This is a genomic window from Archangium sp., from assembly GCF_036277355.1.
Classification (GTDB): Bacteria; Myxococcota; Myxococcia; order Myxococcales; family Myxococcaceae; genus Archangium.
This window is the reverse complement of sequence record NZ_DASUNC010000131.1, coordinates 40223-56327: the sequence shown is the minus strand read 5'-3', so window position 1 is coordinate 56327 and position 16105 is coordinate 40223. Positions and strand designations below refer to the sequence as shown.

The following is a 16105-nucleotide window of genomic DNA, read 5'->3' as shown; positions in this document are numbered from 1 at the left end:
CGGGCACGTTTCCACGCCCGGTGCGGGTGGGCCGGTGCGGGGAATCCGCGTTCCCCTTGGCCCGGAGCACACATCATCGTCTCCGCGATGATGTTCTCCCGTAGGCTGGAAACCTCCGCGCTCTGGAGGGGGTCCTGTGACACCACGTCTGGCCGTGACTCACCTGTTGCTGGCGCTGTGCATCGCGTGCGCCACGCCGCGCGTGGTACGCCTCGAGACGGGTGAGGGGGCTCCACTGGAGTACAAGCCGCGCACCGTCAATGCGTCCATGCGAGTGGACGAGATTGATTTCGAGGAGGCGCTGACGCGGCTGGTGCTGGAGACCCCTCTGACCCTCCTTCCCTCCCAGCCAGGAAGGCTGGTGCGCGCCTCCTATCCAGGTAACAACGCGGACGAGCGTTCGGAGCACCTGCTGCGCAAGAGCTTCGGAGGCGTGTGCAAGGCGGGCCAGCGCGGGGAACAGTGCCTGTCGCGGCTCCATGATGTGAAGAGCCTGGGTGAGTGGGACAAGCTGGGAGTCGCCCTGGGGCTGTCGCTGGAGCCCATGCGCCAGAGCATCGCCAGGGCGGTGGAGGACACCCTGGCCCCCCACCTCTTCTACACGGTCATCGCCACGGGGCTGGTGACCTGGGTGGCCCTGGCGGCGAATCCCGAGCCGGTCTTCACCAAGGCGGCGGCGCTCGTGTCGGCGATGATGCTGGTGTACCTGGGAGTGGAAACCTTCCTGGACGTGATGAAAGCGAGCAGGGAGCTGAAACGAGCCACCGACCGGGCCACCACCGTCGAGGAGTTGGAGGATGCGAGCCAGCGCTTCGGACGCGCGGTGGGACCGGGAATCGCGCGCGTCCTGATCCTCTCGGTCACGGTGGCGGTGAGCCATGGCATGACCGGAGGGGCCGCGTGGCTGGCCTCGCGGCTGTCGATGCTGCCTCACTTCCCGGAGGTGGCGGCACTCGGGGCCTCCCAGGTGGGCATCCGGCTGGCGAGGGCAGGCCAGATCAGCGAGGTGGCCGTCGTAGAGGGCAACCTCGTCATCACCCTGGCATCCACGGCGGTCGCGATGATGGCCGGAAGTGGTGATGCTCCGGGGGACGCTGGCCGTACGGACACGACCGTCGCATCAACGAACTATCGAGAGACGTTCTTCGAAGCGCATCCTGGCTTGCGCGGCAAGGTCCTCGTACATCATTCCATTGAGCAACAAGTGCTCAAGAAGTACCCAGGGCTGTTCACGGAGGCGGAGATTCACTCGTTGAAGAACCTCCGTGGAGTCCCGAAGTCCATCAATCCAGACCTTCACCTCAGCAAGCTTCGACGCGCCTGGAACGATTTCTATCGCACCCACCTCAATCCAACGAGGCAGCAAGTGACTGACTTCGCAGCGCAACTGGACAAGCAATTTGGTGGGCTGTTCGAGCCCCCTCTTTAGATTGAACGGAGGCCGCCATGAGCAGGGATCGGTGGGTGGTGTCTCCTGAAGTCGCTGGGGAACTGGGGGAGAACACCCTCATGAATACGTCGGTTCATCCCCCAGAGGTGTCTCACTTCCATCATCGCTTCGAGGGGTGGCTGGGGGATGAACTGCTGGAGGTCTTCCCCTGCTTTCTCGTCTCCTCCGCTCTCGCGAAGGCCATTGAAGAGGCAGGTCTGGTGGGTTTCAGCCTGGACGATGTCGAAGTGAGCACGTCGCCAGAGTTCCAGGAGCTATACCCTGGGCGCGCGCTACCGGAGTTCCGGTGGCTCAAGATCACGGGGAAGGACCGCGATGCCGATTTCTGCCTCACTCCGGACTCTCGATTGGAGGTCTCCAGCCGGGCGCTGAACGTCCTGAGACAATTCAAGATGGCGCAGGCGGTGATTGAAGCCACCAAGGGCTAGCGCCCGAGGCCGTCGAAGAAGTCGACATCGCCGGTGTCCAGCGAGTAGTCGGCGCCGACGACCAGCAGGCCCTCTTCCTGGATGAGCCGCTCGAGCAGTCGGCTGCCGTGGCGCAGGTGGGAGCAGGACTGCCGGACGTTGGCGCGCACGGCCTCGTGCACCAGCCGCGCCCGGTCCACGTTCGGACCCGCCGCGTGCACCACGCTCGCCACCGCCGGCCGGCACCGGTCCACGATGTCGTGGATGTTCTCCGAGGGCGATTCCACGCGGTGCTGGATGAAGTCCAGCGTCGCCTGGATGGCGCCGCAGCGCGAGTGCCCCATCACCACCACCAGGCGCGTGCCGAACGTCGCCGCCGCGAACTCCACGCTCCCCACCAGCGAGGGCGCCACCACGTTGCCCGCCACGCGGATGACGAAGAGGTCTCCCAGGCCTTGATCGAAGACGATCTCCGACGGCACCCGCGAGTCCGAGCACGAGAGGATGGTGGCGAACGGACTCTGCCCGGCCGCCAGCGCGGCCCGCTCGCCCGCCGCGTCCGGGATGCGGATGTGCTGGACGAAACGGCGGTTGCCCTCCCGCAGGCGCTGGAGCGCCTGGTCGGCGGGCAAGGGAGCCGGGGGAATGCCTGTGCTGGTCATGGCCGCGAGCCTCTCCTCCATGGGTGGGGCCGTCCACGGGAATCCGCACCCGGCGGTTGCTCGTCCGTCCCCGTCCTTGTCACGGCTCCCACGGGGACCTACCTCTGTGCGGATGCCCTCGAGTTCGAACATGGCCTCGCCTCCGCCTCCTTCGCCGGTGGCCGCCCAGCAGGCCCACTGGGCCCGGCGCTTCTGGCGGGACGCGCTCGCCTGGCATGGCACGGTGACGCCGCTCGTGATGCCGCGGGTGCTCAGCTTCGGGCTCTACGGGCTGCTCGTCGGGCTCGTGCACGAGGTGCTCGACTGGCAACCCCTGGGCAGCGGTCCGGTGCAGTTCACCGCCGCCTTCCTCGCGCTGCTGCTCGTGCTGCGCACCAACAGCGGTTACGAGCGCTGGTGGGAGGCGCGCAAGCTGTGGGGCGGCATCGTCAACCAGTCGCGCAACCTGGCCATCGCGGGGCTCACGTATGGCTCGAAAGACCCGGAGTGGCGCGAGCGCTTCGTGCGCTGGACGGCCGCCTTCTGCCACGTGTCCCGGCGCAGCCTGCGCGGCGAGCGCGAGCTGCCCGAGCTGCGCCCCCTGCTCGAGGATGACCGCGCGGTGGAGCGCATCGCCCGCGCGCAACACATGCCCACGTTCGTCGCCATGGGCATCGCCGGCCTGATTCGTGAGGCCGTCGACCACGGAGAGATGGACCCTGTCTCCCTGCTCGCCGTCGACCGCGAGCGCGCCCAGCTCATCGACCACGTGGGCGGCTGCGAGCGCATCCTCAAGACGCCCCTGCCCCAGGTTCATACGTCCAAGCTGCGGCGCTTCATCGTCCTGTACCTGCTCGCCCTGCCCATCGCCGTCGTGGGGACGTGGTGGTTCCCGGGGCTGGTGACGGCGCTCGTCGCCTACCCGCTCCTCGCCATCGATCAGATCGCCGTCGAGCTGGAGAATCCCTTCTCGCCCAAGAACCTCAGCCACCTGCCGCTGGATCCCATCTGCGACACCATCCAGGGAAACCTGCTCGCCCTGCTCGATGACGAGGAGCTCACGGCGTCACAGCCGTGGCGCCTGGAGTCGCGGATCTCCGAGCCCCGGCACACGGATGGGTAACGGCTCTGTCTTTGACCGCATGCTCCCCTCGACCGAAGAGCTCGTGGCCATTGCGCGGAGATACTGGCGGGCCGACAAGGCCTACGATGGCAGCCCCGAGCACAGAAGGCTCACCGACTTATGGGAGCACGAGTGAGCCTGAGTCCTTGCCCTGAGGCGCACGCCGACCAACCACGGGGTTCAACCCAGGAACCGTTCGACCTTACCCATTTTCCATGAGGCCCCAGGGCGCAGACTCGGGCCGTTGGTGAGAACGACAAACATTCACGGCGAGAGCATTACTCAACCCCCCAAGTGCGCCGCCGGACACGCCTTTTCAAGTTCCCCACTCCATGAGTTGGGTGAGAGCTAACGCACCGAACAAGACGCCGCAGACCCAGCGCGCTATCCGCCAAGAAAACGGCGCTTCGCCCATGGGAAGAAGCGAAGATGAGGGGGCGTCAGCGCCGTTACGGGGCCGGTTCGCCGAGGCGTTCGGGACGCAGCCACAGAAGCTGGTACGTGACCTTCGATTCTCGTCCGGGACGCTCCACTGTCGTGATGCGAAGCATGGCAGTACACGTCTCCATAAGGACGGGAGCAACCTCTGCCAACATCTTCGCATCGAGCCCGGGGGCGAGCTTTCCCTTGTAGACGAACCCGGTCTCCAGGTCCTGGAGCTCGAAGCGCCGCGACTCGCCCAGGACACCCAGGTACTTCACTCTTAGCGGCACGTCATCCACGCTCGGCGCGCCTTCGGAAAGGCGCGTGCTCGCTATGTGCAATTCATCCTGGGTGAGCTTGAGCTTGCGGGTCCGGCTCTCCATCCGAAGCGTCGCCTCACTCCTGGACAGCACCTGGACGAAATCATTCAGCGCGGTCCGGACGCGCGGCTCCAGCTCGGCGATCCGCTCGTAGAACTCCTCTTCTTCGGCTCGGAGCCCATCAATGAGCTCCGTTGTCTCATCGACTGCAGCCCGCATCTCCTCGGCGGACTCGCGCCCCTCAAGCTGCTCGAAGTGGAAACCGAAGGAGCCGCGCGCGATGTCCGTAATGTGTAACCGGAAGTCCCGGCCTCCGGGAACCGCGCCTCCTCGCCCGAGTGGGCCGTGGCGGCGCGAGGCACCAACGAGCTCCACCAGCCCCTGGAACTGAGCGATGGCAGACGCAGCGAACGAGGCATCGATCGCACGCTGACTCACAACCGGGCCGCCATCGAAGTAGACCGTGGTGCTTGCAGGCTCAAGGGAGTCCGCTTGCGACGCGCCGAGCTCCTGGAGTTCTTGATCGATGCTCTCGAGGCGCGACTGAAGGGAGATGCGCTCAATGAAATGCGCAGGCGAAAGACGCGCGAGCAACGACGCTGCCGCGGCGCGCTCTGCTTGCAGAAACTGTCTACGTGTCGCGCTGTTCACGGCCCAGGGCCCTCAGTCTTCGCCAACTTCGATGCCAATTCCTGCTGCTTCACCAAGTGCGCCTTGATGGTCTCTAGCAACTCACGTGCCGGGTCATCGTAGTCTGCGGGGAGGAGCTCCAGGCGGAGAAACCCCTTCCAGGCGTACGTGTCGCGACGGTGGGAGAACAAGCCGTACCAGTAGGTGGTGTTGTCGACGAGCACCGCCCCGTGCTCCGTCGGGTCCGTGTCGGGCGACGCAGGATAGCTCAACGGAACGGGGTAGTGGTCGCAGAAGTACGTCTTCTTGTTGTGTCCGTGATTGAAGAGCGCATTGGCGTCCTCCTCGCTGAATCCCGCTGGGACCTGGAAGAAGGTAACGACGTCGACGTCGTTGGGCTCGCGGTTGATACGCTCGACGAAGCTCCCAGTGAGCCACTGGAAGCCGACGGTGACCCCGTGCTCGCGCAGAAGCGCGCGGTAGCCAAGCAGGCCGAGAAGGATGTCGATGCGCTTCGGGGAGGTGGCGAAGCGGTTGATGATGTCCTGCCAGCTGCAGCGGTACGGCGAGCGGTTGACGTTCGTCGTGGGGTCCCGCCCTTCCCATGGCGGCAGCAGGCCATCCCACGAATGGTCCGGAATCGAAGACACGGCTCCCTCCCCTAAGTGGGCGGGACCTTACCCACATCCGGGGCGCCGAGAACAGTGAACCGTGCTGCTGGTGACCCAGGCACACATCCTGCGTCTTAGACGGTGTTGAGGAGGACCCCCACGGACAGGATCGCGGACCCCACAAGGCCCGTTCCAGCAGTGAAGGGCGGCTGGGCTATTTTCTCCTCGCCCCCAACTCACGCGGCCGGGTAGCACCACCAGCCCGCGAAGATGGGGACCGAGCGTGTGGGTCGCCAACGGCCAACCCTTCTGTCTTCGCAGTGCAGATGTCTCGTCCGCGATAGCACGCGAAAAACACCTGCGGGAGTTCGCCAGCGAGTCCTGAAAGCTCCACCGTTATCGAGTCAGTTCAACCCGCACGGCGTGAATAGATCTATCTCTATCGAGCCGTTGCGGCGCTTGGCCCGGTCCGCACGATGCGAAAAAGCCTCTGCCAGGAGCGGCTGGGCCAGTTCCCGGGGAGGCTCAGGCCATGCGATGTGCCCTCGTCTACTTGGCGGTAGAATCACTCGCGCGCTGCGTCTGGGGACCAGGCGTGGGAAATGGGCACAGCGGCTCAGTCCTTCGCCGGTCCCATCCGGCTCGCGCCCTCGCGCATCCCGTTCGCCACCTCGGGGATGATGCCCAACCGCTCGTAGATGGGCCGCACCCGCTCCCTCAGCGCCGGTAGCTTCACCCCGAACCATCCCGCCACTCCCAGGCACACCACCCCTCCCACTCCGATCGTCGCTGGCGCTCCGATCCTCGCCGCCAGCGCCCCCGCCAGCAGGCTCCCGAACGGCGCCGTTCCTATCAGCGCCATCGCGTAGAAGCTCATCACCCTCCCCCTCATCCGCTCCTCGACGATCGTCTGCAGCAGCGTGTTGCTCGCCGCCATCATCACCATCATCCCGAACCCCACCACCACCAGCAGCACCAGCGACACCGCCATCCACCTCGACACCGCGAACGCCACCAGCCCCGCTCCGAACAGCGCCCCCGCCCGCACAATCGTCTTCCCGAACCCCCTCACCGTCCTCCTCGACGCCAGGTACCCCGCACCTCCCAACGCCCCCAATCCCGAGGCCGCCATCAGGAACCCCAGCGTCGACGGGCCTCCCACCAGCACCCGCGTCGCCATCAGCGGCATCAGCACCGTGTACGACATCCCCATCACGCTCATCACCGCCAGCATCCCCAGCAGCGCTCGGATCGGCGTGAACTGGTACGCGTACCGGAACCCCTCCTTCAGCTCCTTCCACACCTGCCCGTGTGGCTCCTCCCGCGGCTTCCGCGTCAGCCGCATCGCCAGCAGCGAGGCGATCACCGCCAGGTAGCTGAAGCCATCAATCAGGAAGCACCCCCCCTCCCCCACCCACGCAATCAGCCCTCCCGCCACCGACGGGCCCAGCAGCCGCGCCGCGTTGAACATGGAGGAGTTGAGGGCAATGGCGTTCGGCAGATCCGCCCGGTCGTCCACCATCTCCACCACGAAGGCCTGCCGCCCCGGCACGTCGAAGGCGTTGATCAACCCCTGCACCAGGCACAGCACCCCCACGTGCCACACCGCGATGACTCCCGTCAGCGCCAGCACCGCCAGCGCGAAGGACTGCAGCATCGCCAGCACCTGCGTCACCACCAGCAGCCGGTGCCGGTTCCACCGGTCCACCAGCACCCCCGCCAGCGGCGCCAGCACCAACGACGGTATCTGCCCGCGGAACATCACCAGCCCCAGCAGCCACGCCGAGCCGCTCAGCCGGTACACCAGCCAGCTCGTCGCCACCCGCGTCAGCCACGTCCCCACCAGCGACACGCTCTGCCCCATGAAGAAGAGCCGGTAGTTGCGATGCGCCAGCGCCCTCAGCAGGAACCTCCACCCGCTCTCCCGCTGCCCTTCCGCTCCTCGCACCGCCATTCCCGATTCTCCTCACCCGCTGTCCGGCTCCGCCCCGCTTCTTCCCGGCCCCGAGCGAACGGCGCAACCTCTCGTTAAAAGTAGGGTCCACCGGGGCCTCCGCCCCGCCTTCCAGGCCCTCGCCAGCCTCCAGGGGCCCGCCTGTCCGGCTGCAAGACACCGTGCGCTCCTTGGGCCATGATGCATCGCGGTGTAGAAGCGAAGTCCCTCGGAAAAGTGGTTCAACTTTCTTTCTGTTTTTTCACGTTTGTAATATTCTGGCCCTGTATCGCAACGAGGGCCTGACGTCGTCAGGGGGAAGCAGTGGAGAGCCTGAAGCGGTCCCAACCGGAGCAACAGGCCGCCCTACCGGAAACGGCGGGTGAGCGGCAGCCGGACGACCGCCCGGGAGACCCCCACGACTTCGCGGAGGTGCTGGAAGAGGAGCTGGTGCGCGCCCGCGCCCGCATGTGCGAGGGCGAGACCGAGCCCACGTGCGTCGTCGGCCCACCTCCGCCCCTGCCCACCTCCGCCCCCGAGGCGCAGCCCCTGCCCCGGGGCACCTCCGTGGGCCGCTACCTCGTGCTGGAGCGCCTGGGCTCCGGCGGCATGGGCGAGGTGTACGCGGCGTTCGATCCCCAGCTCAACCGGCGGGTGGCCATCAAGCTGCTGCTGCCCGGAGGCGAGGGGCTGGACGGGGGCGAGGCGCGGATGCGGCTGATGCGCGAGGCGCAGGCCATGGCGCGCCTGTCGCACCCCAACGTGCTGCCCGTCTACGACATCGGCGAGTACGGGGACCAGGTCTTCATCGCGCTGGAGCTGGTGGAGGGCCACACGCTGCGGCAGTGGCTCAAGGAGCAGCCGCGCGGCTGGCGCGAGGTGGTGGAGGCCCTCACGCTGGCGGGCCGGGGACTGGCGGCCGCGCACGCCGCCGGGCTCGTCCACCGGGACTTCAAGCCGGACAACGTGCTGGTGGGGCGCGACGGGCGCGTGCTCGTCTTCGACTTCGGCCTCGCCTGTGAGCAGGGCACCGGCCATCCCGGCGCGCACGCCCCGGTGGACCTGGCGGACATCCTCCGCGCCGAGCTGCCCACCACTGGCGAGCCCCACTCGCTCGCCGGCCTGAACACACGCGAGCCGCCCGAGACCCCGGTGACGCGCCACGGCCACATCATGGGCACCCCGGGCTACATGGCCCCGGAGCAGTACCGCCAGGAGGCCGTCACCGCCCGCGCGGACCAGTTCGCCTTCTGCGCCACGCTCTACTACGCCCTCTACCGCGAGCACGCCTTCGCCGGCAGCGGGGCCGCCGCGCTCGCCCGCGCCACCCTCGAGGGCCGCCTGCGTCCGCCGCCCCGCGACCCGGGCGTGCCCAACTGGGTGCGGCGCGTCGTCCTCAAGGGCCTCCAGGTCCACCCCCAGGAGCGCTACGTCTCCATGCAGGCGCTGCTGGACGCGCTCCATGACGACCCGCGCGCCCGCCGCCGCCGCCAGGCCTTCGTCGCCGTGGCCGGCGCCTTCCTCGTGGCCATGGTGGCCGGCGCCGTGGGCGAGTGGCACCAGCGCCAGGGCCTCTGCCAGGGAGTGGCCGCGCGCATGGACGGCGTGTGGGACGCGCCCCGCCAGGAGGCCATGCAGCGCGCCTTCCTCGCCACCGGCGCCCCCTACGCGGCCGACACCTGGAAGGGCGTGAAGGACGCGCTCGACGCCTACGCCTCCCAGTGGGTGAAGGGCCAGCGCGTCGCGTGCGAGGCGACGAAGCTGCGCGGCGACGCCTCCGAGGAGGTGCTCGCCGCGCGCACCACCTGCCTGGAGCGCCGCCGCTCGGAGCTCAAGGCCCTCACGGACGTGCTCGCCGAGGCGGATGGCCGCGTGGTGGAGCGCGCCGTGGAGGCCGTGCGCGGCCTGTCCGAGCTCTCCCCGTGCGACACGGCGGATCCCCTCGCCTCCAGCGAGCCGCCCAGCAATCCCCAGGTGGCCGCGCGGGTGGAGGAGCTGCACACGGCGCTGGCGCGCGCCCGGGCGCTGCGCATCTCCGGCCAGTTCCCCGCGGGCCTGGAGGTGGCCGGCCCGGTGGCCCGGGAGGCGCACACCCTGGGCTACCACCCGCTGGAGGCCGAGGCCATGCTGGAGCTGGGCCAGCTGCAGGCGGGCTTCGGCCACTCCGAGGCCGAGCGCACCCTCAAGGAGGCCCTGTGGATGGCCGACGAGGTGCGGCTGGACGAGGTGCGCGCCGAGGCGCTGGTGGCCCTCACCCAGCTGGTGGCCTATGACGTCACGCGCGTGCGGGACGGCCATGACTGGTACCGCCAGGCGCGCGCCCTGCTGGTGCGCACCAAACGCGAGGGCCGCCTGCTGGCCGGACTCGAGAGCGCGCACGGACTGGTGTACGCCTCCCAGGGGGATTCGGGCGCGGCGGAGACGTCGCACCGCCACGCGCTCGCCGCGCTGGAGAAGGTGTCCTCGCCGGACAGCCCGGAGGTGGCCATGGTGCTGCGCCGGCTGGGCAACACGCTCACCACCCAGGGGCGCCACACCGAGGCGCTCGCGGTGTACCAGCGCGCCTACGAGACGTTCCGCACGGCGCTGGGCGCCGAGCACCCGCGCGTGGGCAGCTCGCTGGTGAGCCTGGGCACCACGCTCAGCGCCCTGGGCCGGCACGCCGAGGCGCTGGAGCCGCTGCGCCAGGGCTTCGCCATCGTCGACCGCGCGCTGTCCCCGCGCCATGCCTTCCGCGCCATGGCGCTGGACGCGCTGGGCGGCGCGCTGTGGCGGGACGGGAAGACGGACGAGGCGCGCCAGGTGCTCCAGCGCGCGGTGGAGGCCGCGGAGCTGGCGCGCGGGCCGGAGCACCCGGACGTGGCCGGGCCGAGCACCTCGCTGGGCCTGGTGCTGGTGGACGCCGGGCACCTCGCCGAGGCGCTGGGCCACTTCGACCGGGCGGTGCGCCTGCGCGAGCACGCCCTGGGCGCGCAGCACCCCGACCTGGCCGGGCCCCTCACCGGCCGCGGCGAGGCCCTCTTGAAGCTGGGCCGCCCCAACGAGGCGCTCGTCCCGCTGGAGCGCGCCCTGACGCTGCGCGAGACGCACACCGTGGCCCCCGTGGAGCTCGCCGAGACGCGCTTCGCCCTCGCCCGCGCGCTGGCGGACGCCCACAAGGACCCCGCGCGGGCCCGGGTGCTCGCCCAGAAGGCCGCCAGCTCCCTGCAGCAGCCCGGCACCGAGTCCCTGCGCTCCCGCATCCAGGCGTGGCTCGACACCCGGACGCCCCGCGGTTAGCCGCCTCCCCCCGCAGCCCACTGTGAGCGAGCCGTCAAACCCGGGGTCCTGGTTCCAGAGGGATTTTCCAATATCTTCCCTCTTCTCCAGCGACACGGTTCTCTCACTTGCCAAGAAGTTAGCGGCCATGAGAGAACCGCAACCCCCGGCTTGGTGGAATTCCAGGCCAGCCAAGGAGCAGTGGAATGCGTTCTCAGAAGAACTGGCGCCGGTTGTTGGCCGCGGCGATCGCCGTGACGCTCGCCCCCGTGACGTCGCTGGCCGAGGATCATGATCGGGACGACGCCAACGCCCGGCGGGAGTTCCGGGAGCAGTGGTACAACGAGGCCTACGGCAAGGCGGCGAAGAAGAAGGCGAAGAAGGACGGCCCCTGGTCCCTCCAGTTCCGCAAGTTCATGAACGAGGCGGCGCGCATCGAGCGCGAGCGCTATGCCTCGCAGCTCCCGGGCACCTCCTCCACCATCACCGCGGTGACGGACCCGAACGCCACCGTCGCCGCCACGGGCAGCACGTGGGTGAACATCGGCCCCACCAAGGCGGACTACCTGGAGAACGGCAGCTACAAGCTGACCAGGACGGACGCGGGCCGCGTGCGCAACATCATCCCCGTGCCGGGCACCACCACGCTCTACGCGGCCTTCTCGGGCGGCGGCGTGTGGAAGTCCACCAACGGCGGCACCACCTGGGCGCCCATCACCGAGACGCTGGGCAGCCTCTCCGTGGGCTCCCTGGAGATGGACCCCAACAACAGCAACACCCTGTACCTCGGCCTGGGTGATCCGTTCGACGGCACGGGCATCGGCCTGGTGAAGTCCACGGATGGCGGCGCCACGTGGATGGCCCCGGTGTACCTGGGCAACGCCACCTCCATCACCGACATCCAGGTGGTGCCGGGCAACAGCAACCTCGTGCTGGCCACCACCAACGCGGGCATCTTCCGCTCGGTGGACGCGGGCGCCACCTGGAGCCAGGTGAGCCTGGCCACCGGCTACGCGGAGACGCCGTCCGGCTGGTCCATCGCCCACGCGGGCGGCACGAAGTTCGTCGTCACGCTCGAGGCGGAGCCCTCGGCCACCAGCGGCAACTCGCAGGGCCAGGTGTGGGTGACGGCGGATGCCGGCGCCACCTGGACGCGCGCCACGGGCGTCACCTCCACGGCCGGCCTGGAGCGCATGACGGTGGCCACCGCGCCCTCCAGCCCCACCACCGTGTACGTGCTCGCCTCCAACCCGGGCGGCGACCTGGCGGACATCTTCAAGTCCACCAACGGCGGCACCAGCTTCACGGCGCTCGGCGCGGCGGCCAAGCGCTACAGCAACGGCAACACCGAGGCGCGCACCGTCAGCGCCCTCTTCAACACCCAGGGCTGGTACGATCAGATGATCGTCGTGCACCCGACCAACCCGAACCTGGTGTACTTCGGCGGCGCGCTGCACCTGGCGAAGACGACGGACGGCGGCTCCACCTACTCGCAGGTGAGCAACTGGCTGGGCCAGTTCAGCCTGCCGTACGTGCACGCGGACTTCCACGCGGCGGCCTTCGACTCCTCGGGCAAGCTGTACGTGGGCAACGACGGCGGACTGTTCGTCACGGCGGATGGCGGCACCACCTTCAGCGACGCGCTCAACGTGGGCATCGCCTCGCACCTCATCTACGACATCGGCAGCTCGGGGGGGGACCGCAACGCCGTCATCGCGGGCCTGCAGGACAACGGCACCCGCGTGCGCGTGGGCTCCACCAGCGTGTACAACCAGGAGCTCGGCGGCGACGGCTTCGACTGTGAGATCCACGCCACCAACGGCAAGCTGATGCTGGGCACGCTGTACTACGCCCGCATCTACAAGAGCACCGACGGCGGCCTGAACTGGGCCTCGGCGAGCACCGGCATCACCGAGAGCAACAACAGCTCCTCGGCGCCCTTCAACACCGTGCTGGCCAAGTGGGATGGAGACCCGACGGGCAACACCGTCTTCACCTACTCGAACACCAAGGTGTACAAGTCCACCAACTTCGCGGGCTCGTGGAGCGCGCTGGGCACCACCGGTCTGCCCGCCGGCATCTTCATCCGCGGCGTGGGCGCGGCCAAGAGCAACGGGAGCATCATCGGCATCGTCGCCAGCGGCGGCCGCGTGTTCCTCACCAACAACGGCGGCACCAGCTGGACGCAGGCCGGCGTGCTGCCCAACAACGGGCTGAGCACCAGCAGCATCGCGTTCGACCCGACCAACCCCAACACGCTGTACGTGACGTCGGTGGCGCCGGACGCGACCAAGGCCCACACCTGGAAGTCCACGGACTTCGGCGCCACCTTCACGGCCATCGAGAACGGCCTGCCCGCGGGCGTGCCGGTGAACCAGATCTCCGTGGACCCGGGCAGCAACACCACGCTGTACGCCGCCACGCACCTGGGCGTGTACCGCTCCACCGACGCGGGCGCTTCCTGGACGCGCTTCGGCACGGGCATGCCGCTGGTGAACGTGACGGACGTCGAGATCCTCCCGGACTCGAGCCTGGTGCGCGCCGCCACCTTCGGCCGCTCCGTGTGGGAGCTCACGCCGTAAGTTGAAGCCTCACGCGCAGCTGAAGTGACAGAGGGGTCCGGGCCACACAGCCCGGGCCCCTTCTGCTTTCTCCCAGACTTGTCCAACAGCTGGACGACTTCTGGAAGACCGCGCCCGGCAGCCTCAGGGCGTGCAGGTGCCGCCGAGCCCGTCCTCGTCCGCGCCCTTGCACGTGCCAGCGGCGCAGTCGCGGTTCTGGAAACACGCCTCACCCAGGCCGTGCTTGCGCACGCACCGGCCATAGCGCGTGTTCGGCTCGAAGTGGTTGGAGCACGTCAGCTCCGTCTGGCACTCGGCGGCCTGGGAGCACGGCTCGCCCTCGGCCTTCAACGGGTAGTCACAGATGCCCTGGGGGTTCTCCACCGGCCCGCTCCGGGGCGGCGGCGGGAAGGAACACACCAGGCCCTCGGGGCACGCGGTGGACGCATCACAGCGGTCCCCCACGCCCTCGTTGCACCCCACGGCGCCCAGCATCACGGCCCACACCAGCCAATGTCTCACGGACTTCACAGGCTTGCCTCCAGCGCGAGCGTCACCGAGCGGCCCGGCGCGTCCACACCCGAGGCGTGGAAGCGGTACGAGGCGTCCGTGAGGTTGCGCAGCTCCAGTGTCGTGGTGAACCAGCGCCAGCGGGCCCCGGCCCTCAGGTGCACCGCCGCCCACCCGGGCGTCCCCTGGCAGCCGGGCGACTCGGGGCAGATGCGGATGTCCTCGCGGTCCGCCGCGCTCAGCCGCTCCTGGTTGGCCGCCCACTGGAACACGCCCTCCACGAAGGCGAAGTGCACCGGCTCCCACGTGGCGCGCACCAGCCCGTTGAGCGGCGGGGACTTGTTGAAGGGCTCCGTCCGGGCCGGCGCCGCGGGCTCGAGCGGATCCAACCGCTTCTGCGAGGAGAACACCCACGCGGCCTGCGCCAGCAACGTCAGCGAGGCCACCGGCCGCACCTGCCCGGAGAGCTCCACCGCGTGCACCTGCGCGTTGTCCGCGTTCGTCCGCGCCAGGTACGCCAGCCCGTCCGGCGTGTGCGTCTCGCCATTGAACACGGTGGGCACCGCCGTCACCAGGTTGTCGATGAACGTATAGGCATACACGGCCTGCACCCGCGCCAGGTTGCCGCGCTGGAAGCGCCCGCCCACCTCGCCCGTGTAGGAGAACTCGGGGACCAGGTCGCGCGCGGGCAGCACGAAGCCCGGGCCCTCGGCGCCCAGACGCAGGTAGTCATCCACGTTGGGCGCGCGGAACCCCGTGGCCAGGTTGGCGAAGAGCGTCGTGTCGCCGCTGACGCGCTGCTGGAAGCCCAGCTCGCCCGCCGCGCCCAGCGCCAGCGCATCCGTGGCCGGCAGCACCGGGCTGCCCGGGAACTGCAAGGCCAGACGGTCATCCGCGGGCAGGTGCGTGCGATTGAGCTGCGCCCGCGCGCCCACGTGGCCCGTCGCGCTCGCCCCCAGGTCCATCTGCAACAGGCCGAAGAGGCCCGTGGCCAGCGCGGTGGGCGAGCCCGGGTAGCGCGCCAGCTCCGGCCGCGGCTCGAAGGCCCCCGGCACGAGGATGGCGCCCCGCGTGGCCGCCCCCGTCACCTTGTCATGGAAGACATCCGCCCCCACGCGCAGGCTCGCGTTGTTCCACGAGAGCCCCCGCTCGCCCTCGGCGCGCAGGCCGAGCGTCCACACGTTCGCGTCCTCGCGCTCGATGCGGTCGCGGGCGATGCGGAAGCGGTCCGTGCGCTCGCCCTGGCGCAGCGCGCTCGCGTCCACGCGCACCCGGTGGAAGGGCCCCGCGCCACTCAGGGTGAGCTGGCCGTGCAGGAAGTCGCGCTCCTGGAGGGAGAAGACGCGGAAGTCGCCGGGCAGCGAGCGGTCCGTGCGCGGCGCGTCGCTCTGGCGCGCGGCCTGGTACTGCACCTGGAGGATGGCACCGGGAGACAACCGCTGGCGCGCCTTCACCGCCGCGTCGTACTCGGTGTAGCCCGTGTAGCGCTGCACGCTGATGTCCGCGCCGCCACGCAAGTCATTGAAGTCCCGCCCCGTCACCACGCCGAGCGCCGCCGTGTTCGGCAATTCCACGCCCAGGCGCAGGCTGCCCTGGAGGCTCATGTCCGCGCTGCCCGCCTGGGCCCGGAAGCTGGCGGGCAAGCGCGTCTGGCCCTCGGAGGAGAAGCGCGGCGTGAGGGTGAGCACGTTGACGACGCCGCCGATGGCGTCCGAGCCGTAGAGCACCGAGGACGGGCCGCGGACGATCTCCAGCCGGTCCACGAGGAAGGGGTCCACCGTGTTGAGGTACTGGTTGGGACCCGCGCGCGTGACGGCGTTGTTGAGGCGCACACCGTCCACGAGGACGAGCACCTGGTGGCCGAGCAGACCGCGGATGATGGGGTGGCCACCGGCGTGGTTGGTGCGCTGGAGGAAGACGCCCTCCTCCTCGAGGAGCGCCTCGGGGGTGGAGCGCGCGGGACGGCGGGAGAGCTCCTCGGACGTCACCTCCGAGCCCACGCGCGAGGCGGGCATGAGCGGCTTGGGGAGGCGGGTGGACGTCACCAGCGTCTCACCGGCGGTGTCCTCGGAGACGTCCGGGGACACGGCCTGGGCTTCCGGAGGGGGCGAGGCCTCGGCGGGAGGAGGAGCGGAGGAGGGCTGCTCCTGCGCCCCCGCGGGGAGGGCGTGGCACAGCAGGGAGAGGGAGCACGACCAGAGGAGCGCGCGCCGGACGCGAGGAGGTTGAGGCATGGTG

General features: G+C 69.4%; 11 protein-coding genes. 5 read left to right on the top strand and 6 right to left on the bottom strand.

Translation table 11 applies throughout. From position 1 onward, the window contains the following. Window positions 1–136 precede the first annotated feature (136 nt). Window positions 137–1429: a hypothetical protein gene (locus tag VFZ09_RS32055; protein ID WP_329731521.1), complete on the top strand. Its 1293-nt coding sequence runs from the start codon at window positions 137–139 to the stop codon at window positions 1427–1429. Between the two features lie 80 nt (window positions 1430–1509). Continuing rightward, complete coding sequence (locus VFZ09_RS32050; protein ID WP_329731520.1) at window positions 1510–1878, top strand: hypothetical protein; 369 nt, start codon at window positions 1510–1512, stop codon at window positions 1876–1878. Here the strand turns inward: VFZ09_RS32050 and VFZ09_RS32045 are convergent. Beyond that, a complete protein-coding gene (locus VFZ09_RS32045; RefSeq protein WP_329731519.1) occupies window positions 1875–2519 on the bottom strand; it encodes a carbonic anhydrase in 645 nt (214 codons plus the stop codon). The two genes, VFZ09_RS32050 and VFZ09_RS32045, sit on opposite strands and share 4 nt — an antisense overlap. Before the next feature lie 130 nt (window positions 2520–2649). On the opposite strand from VFZ09_RS32045, the gene VFZ09_RS32040 reads away from it, so the two are divergent. After that, window positions 2650–3621, top strand: a complete 972-nt coding sequence (locus tag VFZ09_RS32040; protein WP_329731518.1) for a bestrophin family protein — start codon at window positions 2650–2652, stop codon at window positions 3619–3621. Between the two features lie 449 nt (window positions 3622–4070). On the opposite strand, the gene VFZ09_RS32035 is transcribed toward VFZ09_RS32040, so the two are convergent. From VFZ09_RS32035 to VFZ09_RS32025, 3 genes are all read right to left on the bottom strand, one after another. Beyond that, the gene (locus VFZ09_RS32035; RefSeq protein ID WP_329731517.1) at window positions 4071–5015 is read right to left on the bottom strand and encodes a hypothetical protein; all 945 of its coding nucleotides are present in this window, start codon (window positions 5013–5015) and stop codon (window positions 4071–4073) included. Next, complete coding sequence (locus VFZ09_RS32030; protein WP_329731516.1) at window positions 5012–5644, bottom strand: DUF6932 family protein; 633 nt, start codon at window positions 5642–5644, stop codon at window positions 5012–5014. Before VFZ09_RS32030 ends, VFZ09_RS32035 begins: the two co-directional genes overlap by 4 nt. A 577-nt stretch (window positions 5645–6221) precedes the next feature. Then, window positions 6222–7559 (bottom strand): MFS transporter, encoded by a 1338-nt coding sequence (locus VFZ09_RS32025; RefSeq protein ID WP_329731515.1) that lies wholly within the window; start codon window positions 7557–7559, stop codon window positions 6222–6224. A 303-nt stretch (window positions 7560–7862) separates the two neighbouring features. Between VFZ09_RS32025 and VFZ09_RS32020 the strand changes: the two genes are divergently transcribed. After that, window positions 7863–10817 (top strand): serine/threonine-protein kinase, encoded by a 2955-nt coding sequence (locus VFZ09_RS32020; RefSeq protein ID WP_329731514.1) that lies wholly within the window; start codon window positions 7863–7865, stop codon window positions 10815–10817. Between the two features lie 185 nt (window positions 10818–11002). Continuing rightward, window positions 11003–13378: a hypothetical protein gene (locus VFZ09_RS32015; protein WP_329731513.1), complete on the top strand. Its 2376-nt coding sequence runs from the start codon at window positions 11003–11005 to the stop codon at window positions 13376–13378. 123 nt (window positions 13379–13501) lie between these two features. Here VFZ09_RS32015 and VFZ09_RS32010 read toward each other — a convergent pair whose 3' ends face one another. Then, the gene (locus VFZ09_RS32010) at window positions 13502–13888 is read right to left on the bottom strand and encodes a hypothetical protein (RefSeq protein ID WP_329731512.1); all 387 of its coding nucleotides are present in this window, start codon (window positions 13886–13888) and stop codon (window positions 13502–13504) included. Further along, window positions 13885–16101, bottom strand: coding sequence for a TonB-dependent receptor (locus VFZ09_RS32005; RefSeq protein WP_329731511.1), 2217 nt, complete (start codon window positions 16099–16101; stop codon window positions 13885–13887). The genes VFZ09_RS32010 and VFZ09_RS32005 overlap by 4 nt, the downstream gene beginning before the upstream one ends. Window positions 16102–16105 lie beyond the last annotated feature (4 nt).

Excerpts from the sequence above, each read along its gene's own strand:
- VFZ09_RS32050 (WP_329731520.1), top strand. The coding sequence starts at position 1,510 with ATGAATACGTCGGTTCATCCCCCAGAGGTGTCTCACTTCCATCATCGC.
- VFZ09_RS32045 (WP_329731519.1), bottom strand. The coding sequence starts at position 2,519 with ATGACCAGCACAGGCATTCCCCCGGCTCCCTTGCCCGCCGACCAGGCG.
- VFZ09_RS32040 (WP_329731518.1), top strand. The coding sequence starts at position 2,650 with ATGGCCTCGCCTCCGCCTCCTTCGCCGGTGGCCGCCCAGCAGGCCCAC.
- VFZ09_RS32025 (WP_329731515.1), bottom strand. The coding sequence starts at position 7,559 with ATGGCGGTGCGAGGAGCGGAAGGGCAGCGGGAGAGCGGGTGGAGGTTC.
- VFZ09_RS32015 (WP_329731513.1), top strand. The coding sequence starts at position 11,003 with ATGCGTTCTCAGAAGAACTGGCGCCGGTTGTTGGCCGCGGCGATCGCC.
- VFZ09_RS32005 (WP_329731511.1), bottom strand. The coding sequence starts at position 16,101 with ATGCCTCAACCTCCTCGCGTCCGGCGCGCGCTCCTCTGGTCGTGCTCC.